Annotated in this window: 17 protein-coding genes and 3 pseudogenes; 12 read left to right on the top strand and 8 right to left on the bottom strand. The window is 35.1% G+C overall.

All coding sequences use genetic code 11. The features are described from left to right. Positions 1-438, top strand: a pseudogene (locus SAGCYANO_RS24735) (transposase); the annotation flags it as partial. Positions 439-675: 237 nt separating this feature from the next. On the opposite strand, the gene SAGCYANO_RS45575 reads toward SAGCYANO_RS24735, so the two are convergent. From SAGCYANO_RS45575 to SAGCYANO_RS45560, 4 genes are all read right to left on the bottom strand, one after another. Then, complete coding sequence (locus SAGCYANO_RS45575) at positions 676-1,179, bottom strand: zinc ribbon domain-containing protein (RefSeq protein ID WP_237396652.1); 504 nt, start codon at positions 1,177-1,179, stop codon at positions 676-678. A 16-nt stretch (positions 1,180-1,195) separates the two neighbouring features. Continuing rightward, positions 1,196-1,468, bottom strand: coding sequence for a transposase (locus SAGCYANO_RS45570; RefSeq protein WP_237396650.1), 273 nt, complete (start codon positions 1,466-1,468; stop codon positions 1,196-1,198). 260 nt (positions 1,469-1,728) lie between these two features. Further along, on the bottom strand, positions 1,729-1,914 hold the full coding sequence (locus SAGCYANO_RS45565; RefSeq protein ID WP_237396649.1) for a hypothetical protein: 186 nt from the start codon (positions 1,912-1,914) through the stop codon (positions 1,729-1,731). A gap of 30 nt (positions 1,915-1,944) precedes the next feature. After that, on the bottom strand, positions 1,945-2,001 hold the full coding sequence (locus SAGCYANO_RS45560; protein ID WP_237396651.1) for a helix-turn-helix domain-containing protein: 57 nt from the start codon (positions 1,999-2,001) through the stop codon (positions 1,945-1,947). Positions 2,002-2,589: 588 nt separating this feature from the next. On the opposite strand from SAGCYANO_RS45560, the gene SAGCYANO_RS24725 reads away from it, so the two are divergent. The 4 genes and pseudogenes from SAGCYANO_RS24725 to SAGCYANO_RS50615 form a co-directional block, all read left to right on the top strand. Then, positions 2,590-2,955, top strand: a complete 366-nt coding sequence (locus SAGCYANO_RS24725; protein WP_124143464.1) for a response regulator transcription factor — start codon at positions 2,590-2,592, stop codon at positions 2,953-2,955. Between the two features lie 16 nt (positions 2,956-2,971). Next, complete coding sequence (locus tag SAGCYANO_RS24720) at positions 2,972-3,490, top strand: chemotaxis protein CheW (protein ID WP_202222508.1); 519 nt, start codon at positions 2,972-2,974, stop codon at positions 3,488-3,490. Between the two features lie 146 nt (positions 3,491-3,636). Further along, entirely contained in the window at positions 3,637-4,599 is a 963-nt protein-coding gene (locus SAGCYANO_RS50620; RefSeq protein ID WP_202222507.1) for a hypothetical protein, read from the top strand. Between the two features lie 704 nt (positions 4,600-5,303). Beyond that, positions 5,304-6,764 (top strand): annotated as a pseudogene (locus SAGCYANO_RS50615) (methyl-accepting chemotaxis protein); the annotation flags it as partial. A gap of 483 nt (positions 6,765-7,247) precedes the next feature. On the opposite strand, the gene SAGCYANO_RS48000 reads toward SAGCYANO_RS50615, so the two are convergent. Both SAGCYANO_RS48000 and SAGCYANO_RS47995 read right to left on the bottom strand, forming a co-directional pair. Continuing rightward, positions 7,248-7,370 (bottom strand): hypothetical protein, encoded by a 123-nt coding sequence (locus tag SAGCYANO_RS48000; protein ID WP_255502689.1) that lies wholly within the window; start codon positions 7,368-7,370, stop codon positions 7,248-7,250. A 476-nt stretch (positions 7,371-7,846) separates the two neighbouring features. Then, a complete protein-coding gene (locus SAGCYANO_RS47995) occupies positions 7,847-7,981 on the bottom strand; it encodes a hypothetical protein (protein ID WP_255502688.1) in 135 nt (44 codons plus the stop codon). Between the two features lie 164 nt (positions 7,982-8,145). Here SAGCYANO_RS47995 and SAGCYANO_RS24700 point away from each other — a divergent pair, with 164 nt between their 5' ends. The 5 genes and pseudogenes from SAGCYANO_RS24700 (at position 8,146) to SAGCYANO_RS24680 (ending at position 16,389) form a co-directional block, all read left to right on the top strand. Continuing rightward, positions 8,146-9,702 carry an Hpt domain-containing protein gene (locus SAGCYANO_RS24700; RefSeq protein WP_202222505.1) on the top strand — a complete coding sequence of 519 codons (1,557 nt, stop codon included), beginning with the start codon at positions 8,146-8,148 and terminating at the stop codon, positions 9,700-9,702. Positions 9,703-9,898: 196 nt separating this feature from the next. Then, complete coding sequence (locus SAGCYANO_RS24695; RefSeq protein ID WP_237396648.1) at positions 9,899-12,559, top strand: hybrid sensor histidine kinase/response regulator; 2,661 nt, start codon at positions 9,899-9,901, stop codon at positions 12,557-12,559. 398 nt (positions 12,560-12,957) lie between these two features. Next, a pseudogene (gene rplU, locus SAGCYANO_RS24690) lies at positions 12,958-13,350 on the top strand (50S ribosomal protein L21); the annotation flags it as partial. A gap of 667 nt (positions 13,351-14,017) precedes the next feature. Next, the gene (rpmA, locus tag SAGCYANO_RS24685; RefSeq protein ID WP_202222503.1) at positions 14,018-14,305 is read left to right on the top strand and encodes a 50S ribosomal protein L27; all 288 of its coding nucleotides are present in this window, start codon (positions 14,018-14,020) and stop codon (positions 14,303-14,305) included. 515 nt (positions 14,306-14,820) lie between these two features. Then, positions 14,821-16,389: a TAXI family TRAP transporter solute-binding subunit gene (locus tag SAGCYANO_RS24680; RefSeq protein ID WP_202222502.1), complete on the top strand. Its 1,569-nt coding sequence runs from the start codon at positions 14,821-14,823 to the stop codon at positions 16,387-16,389. Between the two features lie 742 nt (positions 16,390-17,131). On the opposite strand, the gene SAGCYANO_RS24675 is transcribed toward SAGCYANO_RS24680, so the two are convergent. Then, positions 17,132-17,839 (bottom strand): glycoside hydrolase family 108 protein, encoded by a 708-nt coding sequence (locus SAGCYANO_RS24675; RefSeq protein ID WP_375339985.1) that lies wholly within the window; start codon positions 17,837-17,839, stop codon positions 17,132-17,134. 1,873 nt (positions 17,840-19,712) lie between these two features. Continuing rightward, a complete protein-coding gene (locus SAGCYANO_RS24670) occupies positions 19,713-19,982 on the bottom strand; it encodes a hypothetical protein (RefSeq protein WP_202222501.1) in 270 nt (89 codons plus the stop codon). Positions 19,983-20,918: 936 nt separating this feature from the next. Here SAGCYANO_RS24670 and SAGCYANO_RS24665 point away from each other — a divergent pair. Next, on the top strand, positions 20,919-23,081 hold the full coding sequence (locus SAGCYANO_RS24665) for a tetratricopeptide repeat protein (protein WP_202222500.1): 2,163 nt from the start codon (positions 20,919-20,921) through the stop codon (positions 23,079-23,081). A gap of 634 nt (positions 23,082-23,715) precedes the next feature. After that, positions 23,716-24,996: an ion transporter gene (locus tag SAGCYANO_RS24660; protein ID WP_237396646.1), complete on the top strand. Its 1,281-nt coding sequence runs from the start codon at positions 23,716-23,718 to the stop codon at positions 24,994-24,996. The last annotated feature ends 42 nt before the right edge of the window (positions 24,997-25,038 follow it).

Here is a 25,038-nt window from a genome sequence, read left to right as displayed (position 1 = left end):
CAGTAGATTTAAAAGCTCAAGTTGAAGATTTTAAAAATTACACAGGTCATTACCCAGAGTCAGTTCATGCAGACCAGATTTATAGAACTAGAGAAAACCGAAAAATCTGTAAAGAGAAAGGTATTAGAATGAGTGGTCCTCCTTTGGGAAGACCATCAAAAAATATTGATAAAGAGCAGAAAAAACAAACTCAATTAGATGAAAGATTACGGAACCATATTGAGGGCAAATTCGGGCAAGCAAAAAGAGGATTTAGTTTGGGAAAAGTAATGGCTAAACTTTCTGAAACTTCCACAACTGCCATAGAACTCCGTTCCGCTGCGCGATCGCAATTACTTTTTAGTAATCAACCTTTCTACCCTCACCGGAAGAGGCTTTTTCTCTTTTTTATACCTTTTTGGAGAAAAAACTGTTTTTGCGGTCTATTTAATGATTTAAACTTATGATTTAGTTAATGATGATAATAAAAAATTATAATCACCTTTTCTTTGAATAACAAATCAACCGTTTTCAGATTTTTTCAGCAAGCCCTAGTTATTGGACAGTTCTTGTAATTTGTATATAAGCCAGCGCACATTGCTATATTTTATACAAGTCTAAATAAAGGGCACGGGCAGGTTAAAAGCTTAAAACTCAGATAAAGCAAGATTTTTGGCTCCTTCGGTTTTCCTTCTGTTATATAGAAAGAAGATTTTGACATCCTCCCCGGCCTAAAGGCGCGGGGATTCCTACCGAGCTGTAACTCCTCAGCGGGTTGACGTTTTGCTGGCGCAAAGCTCCGCTAACATTGGCTGCTGCTACCTTGACGCTAGTCTGACGCTTGCCTCTACGTCCGTTTTTCGTCTCCGTTAGCGTAGTTCCTCCGGAGGGCCCGCGACTAATATATTTATCGCTGCGTTTTCGTCTAAGAACGTGTTTGCTGCCACAGTTTAGACACTTCCACTCTTGCACCTGAAGGTCTAACTTAGCACCTTTGAAACCACAACAAGAGCATTTACTTGTAGTTGGCTCCCATCTATCAATAACTCTAAAATCACGACCGTATTTCTCAGCTTTCCCTTCTAAGAAGGTTCTGAATTGTCGCCAACCTAAATCAGATATTGCTCTAGATAATTTACGGTTCTTAATCATACCAGAAACGTTTAAATCTTCTAAAACAACTGTTTGGTTTTCACGAATTATTTTAGTAGATAATTTATGCAGAAAATCTGTTAAGCGTATCTTTCAGCTTGGCATGGAATTTAGCTACTCTAACCCGTGCTTTTTCATACCTTTTAGAGCCTTTGGTTTTATGAGATAATGACTTACTTAACTTTCTTAACTTCTTAATTCGTTTTTTGAGTGGTTTAGGAGCATCAACTTTTGTACCATCGCTAAATGTAGCAAAGGTTTTGATACCTAAATCTATATCTACTGAATTATCAGTTTGAGGTAAGATTTCTGGTTGTATTTCTACTACAAAACTCAAGAAATATCTAGGGGCGATTACGTTTGCGCAGCATTCCGCGAAATCGCAATCTTTAATTACTGTTACTGATGATGGAGCAGCAGGTAACTCTCACAGGCGAAACTATTTTCAGCTTTCCTATCTTGGCTAAATATACTTTATGTTGACCAAGTTTAAACCCTCCCTTTGTAAACCTAGCAGTTTGCTTTGACTTTCTACTTTTAAATTTAGGAGGTCTAACAGGTCTACCTTTTCTCTGGCCTTGAGTTGATTTAAAAAAGTTAGAGCAACGCCTGGTTTAAATCATTCAATGATTGCTGCAATGGTATGTTAGAAACCTCTGACAACCATTCTCTTTCTTCAGTCTTTTTAGCAGATGTAATAAAAAGCTTTTGTAGTTCTGATAAGTCAGGTTTCTTTTCTGCTGATTTATACTTCTGTTGGGAGCAAGCTAGACTATCATTCACTCGCCACACGGACACAGCCAAATAGCTTGGCTAATCGGTATTTTGTCCCGGCGTTGGATATATACGGTACTTAAATCTAGCTTTCATAACTTGACTTTCAAACTAACAAGACTATAACATATTTATTGAAAAAATCAACTAAAAAGTCGCCCTTCTAGGGCGAGGCTTGAGACCCATTTTTCGGTCAAGAGAAAATATAATATTATTTTTAAAGACTATTAGCTAACATCTGATTTTTAGTAAGTGGGCCAAAATCCAGGATATTTGAATTGAATGCAGACAAAATTTCTGGGTAAACTATATATTAAGCTCAAGAGGATAATGATGAATTGTCCACTATTCAGTTGTCAAATTAAAGCAACAAATAGATAGTATGCGATCTAGTATATGTTGAATTTTATATATAACTATCATGGCTAAATATACACCTATCTTGATGATTACTATAGTAAAAAAATCACCTGTTAAGTAGATAAAACCACTTAATAAAGACTAATACTGCTATCATAAAGCAGATTTACCAGAAAGTTAAATTTTGAACTAAATAGATATTTATTGCTGGTTCTCAATCTAAATTAATTGAGCTAGGGCAAAAAGCCAATCTAGAAAAATAGTTAATAAATATATATTTTTAATTATCAATAAATCCAAACCCAAGCTATCAGGTAGAAAAAAATGAGTAAAGTTCTAGTTGTAGAAGATAGCGTTACCCAAAGAGAAATGATTTCCCAGCTTCTCAAAAATAGTGGATTAGCAGTTACTGTAGCTAATGATGGAGTAGAAGCTTTGGGACGACTTAAGAATACTAAACCAGATATAGTGGTACTAGATATCGTGATGCCAAGAATGAATGGCTATGAAGTTTGTAGGAGGATAAAATCCGATCCTAAAACCAAGAATATTCCAGTGGTTATGTGTTCTTCTAAGGGAGAAGAGTTTGACCGTTACTGGGGCTTAAAGCAAGGTGCAGATGCTTACATTGCTAAACCATTTCAGCCGACAGAACTGGTGGGAACAGTTAAACAATTGTTAAGAAGATAGGAAATTGTTCAAGACTATGGTAGGAAATCAAGACTTTTTACCAGGCCAAGGTACAGGGATTCAGGAACTAGAAAATCCTGAAGGTGAACTTCATCTGCGGTTTTATTTACCTTCAGGCAATGAGTTTGCTTTACCAGCAATGGATATTCGAGAGGTGATTTCTCAATCTCCAGAAGGTATTACAGCAATTCCAAATGTTTCTCCTTTACTATTAGGTACGATAAATTTAAGGGGACGAGTAATTTGGGTAGCCGATTTAGGTCAATTCCTCGGAGATCAAGTCCCAATCAATGCAGATAAATCTGAGATTCCCGTAATTGCAGTAGAAGACCAAGACACTATATTAGGATTAGCAGTTGAACGAATCGTGGAAATGGAGTGGCTTGACGAAAAGAAGCTAAAAATGTCCACAAATATTGCAGATGGTATGGCTCCCTTTTTAAAAGGAGAGTGGATTTTTGATGAAAAGGGAGAACAGGTTCTCAGATTACTGGATCAAGAAGCAATTATTCGTTCTGCTCGATGGGCAGCCTAAATAAAAGTCAAAATTGGTAAGTCAACATAATTGTTTGATTGAGTTATTTATATATTCAAATTTCTGACTGAGGCTGATTCCCAATTCCGTAAACAATAAAATTAAAAAACTAAAAAATAATAAAATTATATTGAGAGAGGGACAGCATGACATCATCCAGCACAGACTTTTTACAAGATTATCAAAAAGTAGAAGATGCCTACAGTCAGGGTAATTATGAAGAAGCAGCAGCTTTAGTTTATAACTTAATTCAGGATTATCCAGAAGACCCTAGTGCTCGTCTTCTTTGTGGTCATATATATTGTTATGGACTCCATCAATATGACGTGGCAACAGAACAATATAATTCGGTATTGGACCTAACTGATGACCCAGATTTGATTAATTATGCTCAACAAGGTATAAGTGATAGCGAACAATTTATTACAAATAATCCTGCTGCTAGTGAGTCAGAAGAATTTCTAGAAGATATTAACTTTGATGAAGCTCTGGATGGAGTGGGTATGGAAGAAGAGATTTATAGCTCTCAAGAATCTATAGCAGACAAAGAATTATTTCTGGATGAAAATAGCCTGGAACTAGATACAAAAGATTTGGAAAATATTACGGATAAAGAACTATTTCAGGAAGAAAATAACGATGAATTAATAACAGAAAATTTTGAGTTTGATCGATTGGATAAATTAGATTTAGAAGATTTAGATGATTTAGAACTGACAGATGGAGTAGATGGAGAGAATAACCCTTTTAGCACAAATGGTAATCCTGGTCATCAAGAATATGAAGATTTAGGAGAGTTATCTGATTTCACAAAATACGAAGAACCTTTTGGTGAAGATGAACAAGAATCAGAATATAAGTTACCAATAAAAAATAATAAATACACAGAAGAATTGCTAGACGATGCTGTTTTAAATGGTAGTAATGGCCTGGACAGTATATCTGGGAAAATCTCAGATTTTAGTTTGAATGAGGATTTAGATGAAATCTGGAAAAAGCAACAAGAAGAATTATTTAAAGAAGAAGAAATAGCAGAAAATGACAAAACAGAGTATGAAGATATAAAAATAATACAGTCAGTTCAAATTTGGCAAAAGACCATCCAATAGAAGAGTTAGACTTAGATGAACTTAATGATGATTTTGAGAACGTAATAGATGAAATTTTAGATAGTTCAGAAGGGATAATTACTGAACAAACAAATAGTATAAAAAGCAGTAATTCTCATTTACAAATGACTCCAGAAACGGAAGAGAAAAACCATAACCGTAATTTTTCAGATTTAGATAAAACTGTGTTGACGGGAAATAATAATGGCTTTGGATGGGAAGAAACAGAAGACATTGATGAATTAAGTGATGGAATAGATGAATTAGAGGACGGATTATACAATCAATGGAATAATATAGAAGATATAGAAGATGTAGGTACAGGAGCAACAGAAAAGTTGGAGAGTTTTGAGATCGATGAATTTGATGAATCAGCATTCAGTGAAGCTTTTGAGATAGATGAAGAAGGAAATATAGAAGGTAGAAAACCAAATGGTTTCCTAGAAGATGATGAATTTGGTGATTTTGAAGAGTATGGCTCCCTAACTGATGAGATGGAAATGCCGACCGATATGACTGCTCCCGATATGAATACTCCAGCATCAAATATAGAAGCAATGGACACAGGAATGGTGGTAGGTGCTACAACAGGAGCCTTGTTTGACAACAGAACCGATGCTAGTGCGATTGATAATGAAGAAACTATCCCCATAGATAATCAACTCCCAACTTTTAGTAAAATTAAAGGAGAGGCCGTAGATACAACTGTAATGGTTGAACAAGGTGGGTTGGCATTCTGGGAAAATGCTTCTCTATCTACAAAACAACTGTACACAGCTATAGGAACAGGATTAGTATCATTAATTGCGGTAGCTCTTGTCAGTAATGTTGTTTCCTACAGAGCGTATCAAGACCAAAAAACAGAAGTAATTTCTTATTTGCGTGGCACTGGTTGGATTATGACTGGTATTGCAGGAGTTAGTAGCTTTTTAACTGCTTATGGTCTTGGCAGTCTGACAACTAAACAAATAGAAAGAGCTAACAAAGATTTACATACTCAATTCGATATTATTTCTGACGGGAACTTAAAAGCTAGAGCAACGGTTTATTCAGAGGATGAATTTGGTAAACTGGCTGCTAAGTTTAACCACATGGCTAAGGTGATTCAAGCAACTTACACCGATGCTCAAAGGAAGGCAGAAGAAAATGAACAAGCTAAAGAAGATTTACAAAGGCAAGTAATTCGTTTACTGGATGATGTAGAAGGGGCCGCTCGTGGAGATTTAACTGTTAGTGCAGAAGTTACCGCTGATGTTTTGGGAGCGGTAGCAGATTCCTTTAATTTAACAATTCAAAATTTACGGGAAATTGTACATCAGGTAAAAGAGGCAGCTCAGAAGGTGAGTAGGGGTTCTATGGATAGTGCGAGTTTTGCTCAAGGTTTATCTACAGATGCTTTGCGACAAGCAGAAGAGTTGGCAGCAACTCTACAGTCTGTGCAAGTAATGACTGATGCTATTCAAAGGGTGGCTGAAAATGCTCGCGAAACTGAAGATGTAGCAAGGTCGGCAGCAGCTTTAGCTTTGAAAGGAGGGGAGACAGTAGACCGTACTGTAGCTGGTATTCTCCAAATCAGAGAGGGTGTGGCAGATGCAACTCGAAGAGTTAAGCGCTTATCAGAGTTTACTCAGGAAATTTCTAAGATTGTAGGTTCGATTTCTAGTATTGCCTCTCGCACAAACTTGTTGGCTTTGAATGCTAGTATTGAAGCAGCTAGGGCAGGAGAAGCGGGCAAGGGATTTGCAGTTGTGGCTGATGAAGTCCGACAGTTGGCAGATAAATCAGCTAAGGAATCTAAGAACATCGAACATACAGTGATGCAAATTCAAACTGAAACAGGAGGGGTGATGACTGGAATGGAAGAAGCAACTCAGCACGTTATTAAAGGAACGGAGTTGGCAGAAGAAGCAAAGCAATCTCTGGAAGATATTGTTCAAGTTACAACCAGAATTGATGTGTTAGTACGTTCTATTGCTGCAGATACGGTAGAACAAAATGAGGTGGCTCAATCAGTTTCAAAGGTGATGCAGGCAGTAGAGTTGACTGCTCAAGAAACTTCTCAAGAATCTCAACGAGTTTATAGTTCGCTACAAAATTTAGTGGGTGTTGCTCGCGATCTATTAACTTCAGTAGAGCGTTTCCGGGTAGACCCAGCAGAACAATAATGAAGTCAGAAGTCAGAAGTTAGAAGTCAGAAGTCAGTAGGTGCGATTTCCTACGGAATGCTCCGCAAACGCGTAATTAGGAGCATTCCGGAACGGAAATCGCCCGTACAGAAGTTATTTTTGTAACGGGGATTTGACACCTTAAAAGGCGGGGTTGCGCGACCCAATCCTGTTTGATAAAGTCAAAATATTAATTATACCAGTTTGATAAATCTTTGCTACAAATATTTAGGTTACTGCTTAGGAGTCAACCCACCCCTAACCCCTCCCAGGAGGGGAAGACAGGAGGACCGAGTCATAATTAATAGGATACCGTTTATTATGTAGTAATTTATCTTTTTCGTCCAATAGATATTTCCTACAAATTATTTTGTTGTGCAGAGCGTAAAGTGTGGGATAAGTAAGTATGACTGGCGAATCTAATCTAAAAGCACTGAGATATAAAGGTTGAGCGCATTTTGGTCGCGAAGGGGGTGCAAATATTTAAGCTTCTTGGACCAAAAAGTTAGGAAAAGATACAGGTAGAATTATTCCTCCTACTTTCTCAGCTCTCCCCACACGAACCACACGAACCACACGAACCACACTTTCTTGACGCACAACCAATTATTTTAATACTGCTTATTATTTGTAACATTCTTTTTTCACGCTTGGTATTATACCAGTTCCCAAAAGTAATGCTATACTTCAGTTATACTTCAACAGTCAAATATTCACCAAGATTCAAAGTCTTTTTTTGACAATTATTTAGTCGGTTAGTAATTATTTTTCCTACTTTTAACACCTCCCCCCACCTCCCACACGAACCAACTTCCCCTCCACGGTCGGGGGAGGGGCGAGGGTGGGTCCCCACCCAATCATACACAGCATTCTTGCGTGAGAAATGGCATTAGACATCTCCACCAAAAGAGAGAGTAGGGAGTAGGGGAGCAGGGAGTAGGGGAGATTGAAGTGATTATAGAATTATCGGTTGTGCAGAGCGCGTAATGTGTGGGATAAGTAAGTATAGCTGGCGAATCTAATCTAAAAGCACTGAGATATAAAGGTTGAGCGCATTTTGGTCGCGAAGGGGGTGCAAATATTTAAGCTTCTTGGACCAAAAATTTAGGAAAAGATACAGGTAGAATTATTCCTCCTACTTTCGGACGTCTCCCCACCCTCCCCACACTTCCCACACTTCCCACCCTCCCCACACTTCCCACACTTTCTTGACGCACAACCGAATTATCAACATATACTATATAACCGGATTCTATATAATAAAGTTAAAATTTAATGGATGATATTTGAACGAATAAGCGATCGGCATATTTTTCAATGGATGCAAAACAAAAGTTAGTAGTTGAAAAGATATACTGTTAAACCCAGAACTATAAAAAATATGCAAACAGAACAAACAGAACAAACAGAACAAACAGAAAAAATTATGCGCTATTTTATTGAGGAGGCAAAAGACCACTTCAATACTATAGAACATGGAATATTAAACTTACCAAATACTATAGCAGATCGAGAACTATTAAGTGAATTATTTAGAGCTGCTCATTCTGTTAAAGGTGGGGCTGCTATGTTAGGAATTAATAGTCTGCGAAATATTTCTCATAGATTAGAAGATAGCTTCAAAATCTTGAGAGAAACTTCCATTGAGGTGGATAATAAATTAGAGTCCTTATTTTTAAATGTTTTAGATGTTTTACAATACTTATTAGAACAACTTTCCAACTCTGGTCTAACAGAAAAAGAAGAAAAAATTCAAATAGAAAAATTAGAACCAGTATTTCAAGAGCTAGAAGTACATCTAGATGATTTGACAGGAGAAACTCACGGAATAACTATAGGAAAAATACCAGAATTAAGTGGTGAAAAACAAAGTTTTTTTATCGCAGAAGTATCAGAAAAAATGCGAGAAATGTTGTTTTTATTCAAGCAAAATGATGATGCTAAAACAAGGAGTGAATTGAAAAATATATGCGATTTTTTGGCAGATGAAGGCAGGCAAAATCATCTGTCATTAAATTGGTTAGAATTAGTAGAAGCGTTCAAAAAAGCGATAGCTAATACCGAAAATACGTATTATACTCTTGCTCATAACATAATTAAAAATTTGAAACAAGCTCAAGAATTAATCATAGATAATAAAGAGCAAGAAATAGTAGTAGATGAAAATTTAAAATCTTTAACAAATAATGCAGAAAAAATTAATAATAATATAGGTGAAATAGATATGTTAAATGAAAGAAATAATCAACAAAATCAAACTAAAATTAATGAGGCGTTCGACAACAAAAATGAGACAATAATTCAAACAGGAGATTCTATAGATGACTGGTTTAATAGCTTAGAAGCTACGGATACAGATAATAATAACTATGACTTAATAGGAGATAAACAAGAAATAAGACAAGGACCAGAAGTTGGATTAACAGAACTAAATAGTTTAGCAGATTTATTTGAAGGAGAAGCACCAGAGCTAGATTATAGTTGGGAAGAAGAAGAAATACTAGATCGAGGTAATGGCGAAACAAAAGAGTTAAAAATATCTGAAATTGAGAGCGATGATTCTGGTGATTTGTCTGACTTATTATTTGATATTAATGAAGTTGTACAATCTTCCAAAATCAAAAATTACAATGAATTGAAAATTTTAAATCCAGTAGACGAAGATTTGTCAGATTTGTTTGATAAAAATACAGAAAATACAGTACAAAATCAGAGTAATACTAACAAGCAAAATACTGATTTACAACTAGATAATAGTAAAGCAAAACAGACCGAAGATTTGGAGGATTTATTCAATGCTATAAATGAGGGAGATTTAGCAGCATTAGAAGAAGTAGAAAACTCCGATAATCACTGGAATTTACAAGTAGATTTGCCCAAAAAAAATCCGCAAGAAAATATAAAATCAATCCCCAAAAATACAAACAAAAAGACATGATAGATGAAGATTTTAGTGATTTATTGGCAATTCAAGATGAAGAAAAAGAAATTAAAAATGATGTCAAAATAGAAAAAATCAAAATCAAAATCAAACTAAAAATGATTTAAACTCAAAAGTAGCAGACTTAGAAGCACTATTTGAAGACTCAGAAACAGTAAATGAAAAACAAGAAAATCAAATAGAATCAGAGGAATTGACATCTAGTTTTTCCCAAATATTCGATCAAGAAGATTTAGGATTATCAGACTCACAAAAATCAATCAATGTGGAGCAGGAAAATTGGGAAGATAATCCCAGCGATCTAAATAGTTTATTCGACGATCCAAATCTAGATTTTATTAACATAGACTCTAATGAATCATTAGATGATTTAATTGAGAACGGTAATGAACCTCAAGAAAATTCAGAACTTTTAGTCAACATAGAAGATTTGTGGCCTACCGTAGAAAACCCTGAAACTGTAGATGAAACTGTAGACTTAAATGAGCTGTTAGAATTTGATGTAGTCAACAAAACAACTTCTGTAGAATCAGAAAAAAATCAACAATTAACAGCTAAAAATCAAATAGAATCAGAAGACTATGAATTTATTGAATTAGAAGCAATACTAAAAGGAGAAAAATTAGAAAATTATAATATTTTTGTACAACTAGAAAAACTATTAAATGGTACAGAAATTAATTCAAAACTCAAATCAAATACAGCAGTTGTAGAAAAGACTACCCCTACCAATGAAGCTGCCAATATAACAAAACAACCACCAGAAGAAGATCCATTTAGTGACTTAGATAAATTATTAGAAACTCCTAACATAGATACTTATAAATCTAGTGGAGCTTCTACCACTAATAGTCCTCGCCGAAATAGACGCGCTCCAGAACAAACAGTTAAAGTACCTGCAAAACAACTAGATAATCTCAGTAACTTAGTAGGCGAGCTAGTAGTCAATCGTAATAGTTTAGAACAAGGTCAAGAACGAATGCGCCAGTTTCTAGATAACCTGCTCCATCAGGTAATGCTACTTAGTGATGCTGGACAACGAATGCACGACTTGTACGAAAAAACCCTTTTAGAAAGAGCAATTTGGGACAGTCGTCAAGGACATCATACTCAGACCCCTAATTTAGGTGATACAGCCACCGAAAATACAAGTGGAAAAAGAAAATTTGATGACTCTCTCGATCTTGACCGGGTAGAAAATTTCACTCCTTTCCATTTATTGGCTCAGGAAACCATAGAATATATTGTCCGAGTACGAGAGTCTTCTTCTGACATTGAATTTCTGGTTGATGACGCAGAACAAGTAACCCGTCAGCTACGACAAGTGACAACTCAACTGCAAGAAGGGTTAACTAGGTCGAGAATGATACCCTTTTCTCAGACAGTACAACTATTACCTCGTGCTGTGCGAGACATTTCGATGGAATGTGGTAAAGAGGTGGATCTACAGGTAGAAGGCAAAGAAACCTTAATTGATAAAATGATTCAGGATAAGCTTTCTGACCCAATGAAACATCTAATTAATAATGCAATAACTCATGGAGTTGAAACACCTCAACAACGTTTAGCAGCAGGTAAGTCTTCTAAGGGTCAAATCACAATTCGTGCTTTTCACCAAGGTAATCAAACAGTGATTTCGGTGGCAGATAATGGAGCGGGAATTAATCCCGAAAAAGTCAAGCAGAAAGCGATAGAAAAAGGTGTAATTACTCCACAACAAGCTCAAGGGATGACTAACATTGATGTTTATGATCTGCTCTTTCATCCGGGTTTTAGTACAAAAGATAAGGCTGATAATTTTTCAGGTCGTGGAGTTGGGTTAGATGTGGTGAAGACTAATTTAACTGAAATTCGAGGTACTATTTCTATTGACTCTGCTATTGGTAAGGGTACGATGTTTACAATTCGCTTACCTCTGACTTTGAGTATTTCAAAAGCATTATGTTGTATTAGCGATCGCTCCTGGATTGCTTTTCCTATGGATGGGGTAGAAGATATGATTAAAGTGTCTAAGGAGGATGTGAAAATAGGAGAAAATCAGGAAAATTATATAGAATGGCGTGGCTCAAAGTTGCCTTTCCGTCACTTACGAGAGCTGCTTGTTTATAATCGTCATCTCCGTCGCGGTAATGTGTATGGTATTAATGCCGAAGAAGATATGATTTCAATTGTTGTTTTGCGCTCTGCTTCTGCTGGTATATTTTTGGCGGTGCAAGTCGATCAAGTTTTAGAACAACAGAAGGAAATTGTAATTAAACAACTAGAGGGGCCTATACCTAAACCTGTAGGTATTGCTGGAGCAACAGTTTTAGGGGATGGTAATATTGTGGCGATCGCAGATGTCATTGAATTAATTAACTTAGCAACAGGAAGACTACGGCGAGATGAGGGTAATATTTGGTCATCTACCGAAGAAGATGATGCATCTTTGCCTATGCATCAAAAGAGTGAGTTAACAGTATTAATTGTTGATGACTCAATTACAGTCCGTGAATTGTTATCAATGACATTTAGTAAAGCTGGTTACCGAGTTGAACAGGCAAGGGATGGTAAGGATGCCTGGGAAAAAATGCGTGCAGGTTTACCGTGTGATTTGGTATTCTGTGACATTGAAATGCCTCGGATGGATGGCTTTGAGTTATTATCTCGGATGCAAAAAGATGCTCATTTGAATACTTTACCTGTGGCGATGTTGACATCTCGTGGTGCAAAAAAACACATGGAAATGGCATTTGAGTTGGGGGCAAAGGGGTACTTTACCAAGCCATATATTGAGGAGAAGCTATTAGAAGGGGCGGTTAATATACTAGAAGGTAAAGCTGTTGGAGAAGTATTTAGCGGTGGTGGTCATTGATTAGACATCTCTTCTTAGGGAGTAGGGAGTAGGGAGTAGGGAGTGAGGGAGTGGGGGAGTGGGGGAGTAGGGGAGTAGGGGAGTGGAGGAGCATTTTTCTACCTTTTTCTAAATTAGACATCTCCGGAAATTACACAGATAGATAGATAATTTTTTCTTCCCTGTTGCCTGTTGCCTGTTGCCTGTTACCTGTTGCCTATTTCCCTACTTGACAAAAACTATGTTGGTCAGAGATAATTAGAGATTGTGTGTCTAAATCCTGCTCGGACCAGGTTCAGACATAATAAAAGCTGGTAAATAAATCAAGGCATTTGCCCATTTTAACTAACTAAAATACCAATTTAAGGTATTAGTGTTAGAACCAGCTACCTGTACGGCAAACCTATAAACACAAACTAATGACTTACGCAATTATTGAAACAGGTGGAAAACAACTGAGGGTAGAAGCAGGTCGCTTTTACGATATTGACCTTCTACAAGCAGCAGAGGGAGATCAAGTTTCTCTGGATAATGTGCTTCTAGTTCAACATGAGGGAGATGTTCATATTGGTCAACCTCTTGTAGAAGGTGCTCTTGTCGAAGGCACGGTGATGAGACACTTGCGGGGCAAAAAAATTATTGTCTACAAAATGCGGCCTAAAAAGAAAACTCGTAAGAAAAGGGGACATCGCCAAGAACTTACTCGTCTAATGATTGACTCCATAAGTATTAATGGCAAAGTATTAGCAGCAGAAGAATCTCAGACTTCGGTTACAGAAGTAACTCCAGAAGCAAGTGAAACTGGCACAGAAACGGCAATTGAAGCTACAGAAATTCAAGAGTCAGTAGAAACTATGAGCGATCAAGCTTCAGAAACTACAGCAGAAGTTGAAAATGTATCTGAAGAAAAACCAGAAAATCAGGCAGAATAATTACAGAAGTTATTTACCGAAAAATTGGGTTTAAAGCCTCGCCCTTCTAGGGCGACTTTCTATACTATGCTATAATGAAATTGGTTATATACCCACCTTGTCTCATAAATACTGTAGAAGAGAAGATTAGGTCGAAATTCCTTCAGTTGAGAGCAGAACAAGTTTAGCTGCGAACGAGACTTAAATGCAGCATTAAATTTAGCTATGGCGGTCAGTGAGAGCTACGCTCCGCGTTCCGCGAACGACCGTGACAGTCTGTGGACTGGATAACGCCGACGTTGCCAGGTTGAAGCAGGAATAGAACAGATTATTTATAGAAAATAATAGATTTTTAGAGATAATCGTAGGTTTCTAAGAACAGCATTCTGAGACTCTAAACGGACGTGGAGGCAAGTGTAACCCACCCCCATCCCCTCCCGGGAGGGGAGCAAGAGGGGTGGGTGCAGCAGCCTGTGAGATGTCAATTCACTGAGGAGCTACGGCTCGGTAGAAATCTCTGTGCTTTTAGGCCGGAGAAGATGTCAAATAATAAAATTTGGAGGAAATTATGGCTCATAAGAAAGGTACTGGTAGTACTCGTAACGGTCGCGACTCTAATTCCCAGAGATTAGGTGTGAAACGTTTTGGTGGTCAAGTTGTTAAAGCAGGTAATATTCTTGTTAGGCAACGTGGTACCAAATTCCATCCAGGTAATAATGTTGGTGTCGGTACTGACTATACTTTATTTGCTTTAGTTGAGGGTGTTGTGACTTTTGAAAGAAAAGGTAAAAGTCGGAAAAAAGTGAGCGTTTATCCAGTAACTCAAGAAGCTAATGTCGCAGTTGCTGAGGCTTAAACAGTTTTCATTTCGGTAGACAACAGTAGGGGCAAATGGCCTTATGCTAACGCAAAGCTGCCGAATGCCGCCCCTACAAGATTTTTGTTGTGACGTGAGGTCAGAAATCGCCAACAGTACTGTAAAGTAGGATGTAAAGTTCTACTTTTTTTTTATAGGACCATTACAGTATCTTTGTCGGCGATTCAGTTTTTTTGCCAAGAGTTAGGAGTCAGGAGGTAGAGGAAAGCCATAAAGAAAATATTATACCAGTCCAAGGAAAGGGCGCGAATATATCAAAAGCTGTAAACTCAGACAATGTAAGAGACAATTTAATATTTTTCAGTCCTTCCTTCTTCATTTATGCTACAAATCATTGCATTATCCTAGTACAGAATGGCGGAAATAACTGACCAGTTAAAAATCCTAAAACAATTACAAATTTTAACTTTTAAATTTTAACTTTTGACTTTTGACTTTTGACTTCCGCGTAGCGGCACTAGGCATAACATTTTTCCTTTTAAGGAGATAATAAATTGCATATATTTACTAAATTATCAACTGCTATATATCCTCATCACAAGCTACCTAGTAAATTAATCGGAATAGGAGGTATATTTTTATGGGCGATCGCATTAACGAGTTGCACTACTCAACGCTACAGTCTCACTCTGTCTAGTGGTGCTAATGGAGGTGCTTATGAAAAGATAGGTAGACAAATAGTAACTTCAGCTCGTGAAGTAGGAAAAATAAAAGTCCGCGATAATTATGATTCCTACGGTTCGCAACAAAACCTCAAACGCCTACTAGATGGAGAAGCGGACCTTGCCCTAGTTCAACTAGATGTCGCCAGTGAAGCAATGAAAATGGGCAAGGTCCAAGCAATAGCTGTTCTTGCCCATGAATATCTACACCTAATTACACAATCTGACTCAGAGATCGAGACTTTTACCGACCTTGACGGAAAGCGAGTCGTTTTTGGCGCTCCGCAAAGCGGTATTTACTTCACTGCTAGACGACTATTTAGTGCCACAAATCTAAACATTATTGAAGCGGATATTGATATCAGAGAAGGATTGGATAAACTGAAACAGAAAGAAATAGATGCTTTCGTCTATGTTGGTCCGGTGGGAAGCAGTAAAAAAGTTCAAGCAGAACTAGCAACACCTCCCTTGCTCAGGTTAGTTCCGATATCAACTGCCTTTATTAACTACTTAACTATTCAATTTCCAGAATCATATCAAAGTGCAACCATGCCGAAAGGTAGTTATATTCCTCTACCACCAATACCTAAAGAAGATTTGCCTACTATTTCTACTGCTGCTGCTTTAGTAACTCGTCCTGATGTCAGTAAAGATAAAATTGCTCTTTTAACTTGGTCAATTATCTCATCTTCTCGGCAATACTCATTATTTTACCCAGAACTTGCTAACGGAAATGCTCGCTCTTTATTACAGAGTGGATTGGTATATCTTCATCCTGGTTCCCAAAAAGCATTTGAGAAAGGCGATCCCAGACAAATTTGGATGCGCTACTTGGAGGAAAACCAAGATTTACAGGCAGGTATAATTATTGTTATATCTACAGGTATTCTCGGATTTTTGTTGCGAATGTGGCGTCATAAACAGTGTCTCAATATGATTAAAAATAGCCGTTTAGCTCTCAGTGACATTAGTTTAAATTTAGAAGAAAATCCAATTCAAGCTCTTAAAGAAGTAGAAGAATTAAGGCAGCAACATAGGTCAATGTTGATTGAGGGAGACTTACCTAAAGAAGCTTATGAAAAGTTAGAAGAAATGACAAAGGTGCTTGTAGAAGAATGCCGAAATTTGCAAGAAAAACAAAATCAGAAAGATATTCAAAATACCATAGCATTAATTGATGAATGGCAATCTATGTCGGAAGTATGCCCAGAAGAAGTTAAGGGTAAGCTGGAAAATTTAGAAGAGAAATATCGAGAAATGTTATTATCACGTCAAATTGATATTCAGACTTTCATTCATCTCACTCAGCTTATTAGTCATTATGTCAAATTAAATAATAGTAATAGTGGTAATGGTAATAATACTACTCATCATAATGTTCCTGTGTCCTTAAATTCATAATTTTAGTTTTCAGGTAAAAAATACAGATAAATTTGATGATTTTAATTCTTTTTACTGATGGAATTAGATTTTAGTTGTGAGATATTGGAGACTTTTGTTTTAGGTATGGAGGGAATAGGGAATAGGTATGGAGGGAATAGGGAATAAACATCTCCAGAAAAGAGGGAGTAGGCAGTAGGCAGTAGGCAGTAGGGAACCCACCCCTAACCCCTCCTGGGAGGGGAAATAATTGATAATTTATGTGTGATAATTGATTTTATTTTTGATTTTTACCAGATGTCTAATAGGGAAAAAACGAATATATAAGAATAAGAAAACTGCTATATTCTATGCTTTAAAGGAAAACCTCAATTCTCACATCTGATTCCTGATTGCTATATCATGTCTGGTTAAATACTTGGGGTTTGCTGATTAAATCTAAAAGTATTGACATACAAAGACAAGTGTCTTTTTGGGGCCTTTAAAAAGTGCGCCTATTTCAGTCTAAAACGCTCAAAAAGTTAGTATTTTATACTCATAGTTGGGCAGAAAAATCATTCTGACAATTGTTACTCCTACCTCCTCGCTCATTCCCCGTTCTTCCTGTCTCCTGTTTTCCCCTCCTGGGAGGGGGAGGGGCTAGGGTTGGGTTGTCTCCTACCTTCCCCTCCTGGGAGGCGCTAGGGGTGGGTTAAAAGACTTTTTCAGCAAACCCTAATTATCCATTATCCATTATCCATTATCCATTAATTAACTTCCTTCTTCAACGATCTTTGAGCTTTTCTACATAGCCCCACAAACTATAATCACGAGCTAACCAACCATGAAAAAAAGCCATTTGACTTGCATCTTCCTGCACTCTTTTATAACGATAAATAATTCTTTCATTAATCATTTGAAGAGCTGTATTTCGATTATTACCTTCTGCTAATGCTGATTTAGTAACAGCATCAAATATACCTGTTTGTGGTAATCCTAAAGCTTGCTGAAGAAAAGTTACTGAGTTATTAATACCAAAATTAACTGCAGTATCAAACATAACTACAGCTAGAGCAGGATGCATTGTAGCTGACTTACTATTATCCCAATAACCTTGATAAATTTCCATTAGTTCAGTATCAGACATTTGTGTAACATCTAAGGTTGGTAAACCACGTCTTCGTCTATAAGCATTATACTCAGTTTGCAAAATTCCTTTATAAGTTCGACCACCTTTATCTGCTGGATGATTACTAAATCCACCTTCAAAATATAGAGTAAAAGCTAGAGCTGTTTCAAATAATTTTTCTTCGTATTTTTGTTCTGTTTGTGCTTGAGCAGGAATTTTATTATCGATAAAAATCGGGATTCCTACTGTCAAAATTAATGAAATAATTCCCAAAATTATTTGAGGTTTAAATTTAATTTTTGCTTGAAGTTGACGCAATTTTTTCCAATCATTGAAATCTTCCTTGTTTAATATTAAATACAAAAAATAATACTACATTTATTATCAGCTTTAGGGCTGAAAGTTGAGGGAAATAGTAACAGAGCAAGTTGATATGAAATACAAGTAATTCTGCTATTTAAGACTTTCCAGATATCCCCATCTCTCTATCTCTTGATCGATTATCTATTTTATATTAGTTATAGCACTACCCATTCAGATTAGGAAACCTAAGAAATTTCAAAACATTACAGTTAAAAGTTTTGTCTATAGCTGAATGCTGAATGCTGAATGCTGAATGCTGATAGCTAGATCAAAATTAATGAAATAATTCTGGGAATTATTTGAGGTTTAAATTTAATTTTTGCTTGAAGTTGACACATTTTTTTCCAATCATTGAAATCTTCCTTGTTTAATATTAAATACAAAAAATAATACTACATTTATTATCAGCTTTGGTGCTGAAAGTTGAGGAAAATAGTAACAGAAAAAGTTGATATGAAATACAAGTAATTCTGCTATTTAAGACTTTCCAGATATCCCCATCTCTCTATCTCTTGATCGATTATCTATTTTATATTAGTTATAGCACTACCCATTCAGATTAGGAAACCTAAGAAATTTCAAAACATTACAGTTAAAAGTTTTGTCTATAGCTGAATGCTGAATGCTGAATGCTGAATGCTGATAGCTAGATCAAAATTAATGAAATAATTCTGGGAATTATTTGAGGTTTAAATTTAATTTTTGCTTGAAGTTGACACATTTTTTTCCAATCATTGAAATCTTCCTTGTTTAATATTAAATACAAAAAATAATACTACATTTATTATCAGCTTTAGGGCTGAAAGTTGAGGGAAATAGTAACAGAGCAAGTTGATATGAAATACAAGTAATTCTGCTATTTAAGACTTTCCAGATATCCCCATCTCTCTATCTCTTGATCGATTATCTATTTCATATTAGTTATAGCACTACCCATTCAGATTAGGAAACCTAAGAAATTTCAAAACATTACAGTTAAAAGTTTTGTCTATAGCTGAATGCTGAATGCTGAATGCTATATCAAAATTAATGAAATAATTCTGGGAATTATTTGAGGTTTAAATTTAATTTTTGCTTGAAGTTGGTGCAATTTTTTTCTATCATTGTAAAGAGTCCTGACAGTTAAAAGTTTTGAACCTAGCTGAATGCTGAATGCTGAATGCTATATCAAAATTAATGAAATAATTCTGGGAATTATTTGAGGTTTAAATTTAATTTTTGCTCGAAGTTGACACATTTTTTTTCCAATCATTGAAATCTTCCTTGTTTAATATTAAATACAAAAAATAATACTACATTTATTATCAGCTTTAGGGCTGAAAGTTGAGGAAAATAGTAACAGAGCAAGTTGATATGAAATACAAGTAATTCTGCTATTTAAGACTTTCCAGATATCCCCATCTCTCTATCTCTTGATCGATTATCTATTTCATATTAGTTATAGCACTACCCATTCAGATTAGGAAACCTAAGAAATTTCAAAACATTACAGTTAAAAGTTTTGTCTATAGCTGAATGCTGAATGCTGAATGCTATATCAAAATTAATGAAATAATTCTGGGAATTATTTGAGGTTTAAATTTAATTTTTGCTTGAAGTTGACACATTTTTTTCCAATCATTGAAATCTTCCTTGTTTAATATTAAATACAAAAATAATACTACATTTATTATCAGCTTTGGTGCTGAAAGTTGAGGAAAATAGTAACAGAGCAAGTTGATATGAAATACAAGTAATTCTGCTATTTAAGACTTTCCAGATATCCCCATCTCTCTATCTCTTGATCGATTATCTATTTCATATTAGTTATAGCACTACCCATTCAGATTAGGAAACCTAAGAAATTTCAAAACATTACAGTTAAAAGTTTTAACTATAGCTGAATGCTGAATGCTGAATGCTGAATGCTGAATGCTGATAGCCATATCAAAATTAATGAAATAATTCTGGGAATTATTTGAGGTTTAAATTTAATTTTTGCTTGAAGTTGGTGCAATTTTTTTCTATCATTGTAAAGAGTCCTGACAGTTAAAAGTTTTGAACCTAGCTGAATGCTGAATGCTGATAGCCATATCAAAATTAATGAAATAATTCTGGGAATTATTTGAGGTTTAAATTTAATTTTTGCTTGAAGTTGACACATTTTTTTCCAATCATTGAAATCTTCCTTGTTTAATATTAAATACAAAAAATAATACTACATTTATTATCAGCTTTAGGGCTGAAAGTTGAGGGAAATAGTAACAGAGCAAGTTGATATGAAATACAAGTAATTCTGCTATTTAAGACTTTCCAGATATCTCCATCTCTCTATCTCTTGATGAATTATCTGGTAAGCATTCCGCAGGAAATGCTTACATTATCTGTAGTAAAGATTAAGCTATTTCATATTAGTTATAGTACTACGCATTAAAATTAGGAAAGCTAAGAAACTTCAAAAAATTACAGTTAAAAGTTTTGAGCATAGCTGAATGCTGAATGCTGAATGCTGATAGCTATATCAAAATTAATGAAACAATTCCCAGAATTATTTGAGATTTAAATTTAATTTTTGGTTGAAGTTGATGCAATTTTTTTCCAATCATTGAAATCTTTCTTGTTTAATATTAAATACCAAAAAAATACTACATTTATTATCAGCTTTGGGGCTGAAATTTGAGCGAAATAGTAAAATAGCAAGTTTATATAAAATACAAGTAATTATGCTATTTATGACTTTCCCTATCTTCCTATCTATCTATCTCTTGATAAATTATCTGTAGCAAAATTAACCTATTTCATATTAGTTATAGCACTACGCATTAAGATTAGGAAAGCTAAGAAACTTCAAAACATTACAGTTAAAAATTTTGATTCTATCTGATAACGCAGTTCCTCCGATAGGAGGCTAGCTAATAGCTGTTTGTGGAGCATTTCGTAGGAAATACTTATAGCTATATCAAATATTTTTACCCAAAACTAAACATAGGATAACTCAAATATTGCACCTTAGAGGAAAGACCTATATTCTCTTGTCCTACTCAGGTACAAAATATGATAAATTTTAACCTTTAATTAGATAGCATAAACTTTTGTTCCAATGAATATTTCTTCGAGTCTTCCCCATTCACAAACCCCAAATTTTCAGGCATTAACAGCACAAGCTGAAATTTATTATGCTCAGGGGCAGTTATCAGAGGCGATCGCTTGTTGTCGCCAGTCTTTAAATATACAACCAAATTGGGCCTCTACTTATGTCACCCTAGCAAATATTATCCAAGCCCAAGGTAAAATTTCGGAAGCAATTAATTTATACTATCGAGCCATAGAACTTAATCCTGAGTTATCCCAGGCTCATGTTAACTTGGGCAGTATGTTTTATCGTCAGGGAAAGCTGGATGAGGCGATCGCTTGTTACAGGAAGGCGATTCAACTACGACCAGATATGGCCCCCGCTTATTGGAATTTGGCCAAAGTTTGGCAGCAAGTGGGTAAGTTAGATGAAGCGATCGCTTCACAAGAAAAGGCATTAAAATTAAATCCTAATTTGGGTGGGGTTGAGGTTAATTTAAACCAGGGATATAAGTTAGCTGAAGAGGGAAAATTAGATGAAGCTATTGATAGTTGGCAAAGGGCAATTACAGTTAACCCAAATTTAGCGGAAGCTTATAGTCAAATTGGCATAATTTTGAGAAGTCAAGGTAAGTTTTATGAGGCTATTAAGTATCTGAAAAAAGCGATTGAAGTTCGGCCTAATTATGCTACAGCACATCAACATTTATGTGGCATTCTTCGGGATGGTAATAATTATGCAGTTGCCAGGCAAGCAGTGTCTAATTATTATCAGGAATGTGGGGAAATAGATCCGATTATGACTGGGATATATTTGATTAGCACTTATCAAATATCTGGCTTAAATGAAATTGCTAAGGATAGATTTTTTGACCTTGAAGCTAAACTGAAAGAAGATATGACTATTGTCAAAAAAGTAGTCGATATGAAAGCTTTATACGGAAATTTTCTTTTCAGCGTTCCTTACTTAAGAGATGATATTCAAGCTAACTCGAATCTCTACAAATCGGTCTCGAAAGTTTATAGACAATTTGTCCTCAAACCTCAAAATAATAATTTTTCTAATCCTGCTAATTTTGACAATAAAAATCTATTAAAAATTGGCTTCATATCTAGTCATTTTAATCGACATTCCGTCGGTTGGTGTAGCCTTGATATTATTCGAGAGTTAGGAAAATTAAATACAGAAATATATTTATATTCAACAGAACGTCTCAAAGCAGATGACCAAACTCAGAAATTTAGCCAAGCTGTTACTAAATTATATGTACCGAAAAAATATCCTCAAGGAAGCGTTGATATCAGAGAAATTATTACCGAAATTCAGCAAGATAAAATAGATGTATTGATAGATTTAGATTCTTTGAGCTTACCAATTAATACACAAATTTTAAGTAATAAACCTGCACCTGTTTGTATGTCTTGGTTAGGATTTGATGCTCCTTACATATCTGAGAATAATTATTTTCTATGCGATTTACATACCCACCCTCAAGACAGAGACAAATACTATATGGAAAAATTAGTGAGGATGCCAAATTCCTTTGTAGCAACTTCTGGTTTTCAAAGAATAGAAACAAATAGAGCTAATTTAAGAAAGTCTCATAGGATAGGTTTAGACCAAATTGTTTATCTTTGTTTAGCACCAGGGAGAAAATTTAATCGAGATTTAGTCAAAGCACAAATTGCTATCTTGAAGCAAGTTCCTAATAGTATATTAATTCATAAAGCATTAGGAGATATAGAAGTATTTCAAGCTGCTTATCATCAAGCTTGTAAAGCTGAGGGTGTAAGTATTCATCGGATTAAATTTATAGAAAGATTTCCCACAGAAGAAGAACATAGAAGCATCTATTCTTTAGCAGATATTATGCTTGATTCTTATCCATATAATGGTGGTACTCATACCTTAGAAGCTTTATGGTTTAATTTACCAGTTGTTACCCTTGCCGGAGAACAATTTTTATCTAGAATGGGTTATTCTTTTTTACAAAGTTTAGATATTAAATTAGGTGTGGCATGGTCATGGAATGAATATATTGATTGGGGTGTAAAATTAGGTCAAAATCCTCATTTACGTCAGGAATTTATCGATCAATTAGTTACATCTAAGGAGCCAGAAAATTTAGCGCCATTATGGAACCCGAAAAAATTTGCTCAAGATATGTATAATACCATCGGAAAATTATGATACTTATTTCATTTGTTGGATATAAAAAAAGTCAATGAAAATAGTTGAAGAAGGAAGAAGTGGATGGGGACTCACCTCAACCAATTGTCAACACCCTGTAGACGTTGGGGTATTAAACCCAAAATAAAAAGATAAAAAATTATTTTATTCTAGCTAATTAAAATCCCCAGCAACATGAAAATTTGCTAGCTGGCAATTGGTAGAAAATTTAATGCCTCTAAGATATTACTCTCTTCTGTCTATTGCCTTATTCACTAATTAATTTTACTGTATAAAATAATGGGTTAGTTATACCAATTAACTTAAAAAGTGTCACAAATAGTTGGTAACTGATCAAGTCAAATAATATAGTCATTTAACTTGAGATTGAGACAAAGCGTTCTTGCTATGAGGGAATTTCAGACGAAAAAACGTCTCATTTTTCAGTTAAACTACTATAAACTGAAATACTTACGCTGAAATTACTGTATAGTAGAAATTTTAACTACCTAAAATATTACTTCTGACTTTAAGTGAAACGGTACTAGAACTTATGTGGATAATAAACCTTAGACAGGGAAATATTTTTCCCACTGTTGCCTGTTGCCTGTTTCCTGTTCCTTGTTCCCTCCTATAATTACTCAATAAGAATAAAGTGAAAATTCCCACACTTCATCCCGATAGTAAACCTATTAGATTATGGCAAGTATTAATTGTATCCATTACTATTTATAATGCTTTCATAATCCCCTTTAGAATTGCTTTTAAAAATAAATTTGATGGTATCTGGATTGTATTAGATATTATAGGAGATGTAATTTTAATTATTGACATATTTATTCGATTTCATCTTGGCTACTTTGAGTACGGAGAATATATTCAAGACAAAAAAAAGATCGCTCAACATTATCGAAATCGACTATTTTTAAGGCATTTATTAGCTAGTTTTCCTGGAGATATAATTGTCAGAATAATTACACCAAACTCACTATTTACTATTGCCTTATTAAGATTCCCTCGTTTATTCAGACTACCTCAATTTTATCGAATTTTTAACAGGTGGGAAACTAACATAAATTTTAACCCTACCTTAATTAGAATGGGTAAATTAGTCATAGTAATTATTTTAATTACTCATTGGGTAGCTTGTATCTGGTTTATGATCGGCAGTTGGGAATCTAATGCTGAAAATTCTTGGTTGATTAGCAATTCCCTACAATCAGCAACTATAACAACTCAATATATTAATTCCCTTTATTGGGCAATTACAACTCTTACTACTGTCGGATATGGAGATATTACTCCCACTACTGAAATTGAAATAATGTTTACTTTGGTAGTCATGTTCTTAGGAATATCTATGTATGCCTATATTATTGCCAATGCATCTTCATTAATTTCTAACCTAGATGCTACAAAAGCCAGATATAGAGGAAAGTTAGGAGAAATTCAAACATATATGCGGGACAACAAAATTTCCCCTGAGTTACAACAAAAAATTAGAGATTACTATCAATATAGATGGATTGAAAATCAGGATATTAGAGATTACCACATACTAGATGAATTGCCAGAGCCTTTAAGAATGAAATTAGCATTAGAACTGCACAAAGAAGTAATTGAAAAAGTCCCTATTCTTCAAGGAGCAACTACACATTTTTTTGAAGAAATAGTAATGGCTTTAAAGCCTGAAATATTACCACCTAATGAATATATAATTCGAGAAGGACATTGGGGTCATGAAATGTACTTTATTAAACGTGGTTTAGTACAAGCCTTCTCAGAAAAAACTGGTAATATATACAGGAATATGGGTGCAGGTACATTTTTTGGAGAAATTGCTCTAATATATGAACAACGACGTACTGCATCAATCATCACATTGACTTACTGTGAATTATTTATTTTAGAAAAAGATGACTTTAAAAAGTGTTAGAAAATTATCCAGACTTTGCAGCTAATGTTAAAAAAACAGCAA

Origin of the sequence: Okeania sp. KiyG1 (assembly GCF_014132355.1) — a bacterium.
Taxonomy (GTDB): Bacteria; Cyanobacteriota; Cyanobacteriia; order Cyanobacteriales; family Microcoleaceae; genus Okeania.
The sequence above is the reverse complement of the archived record's forward strand: the minus strand, read 5'-3'. Positions and strand labels throughout refer to the sequence as shown.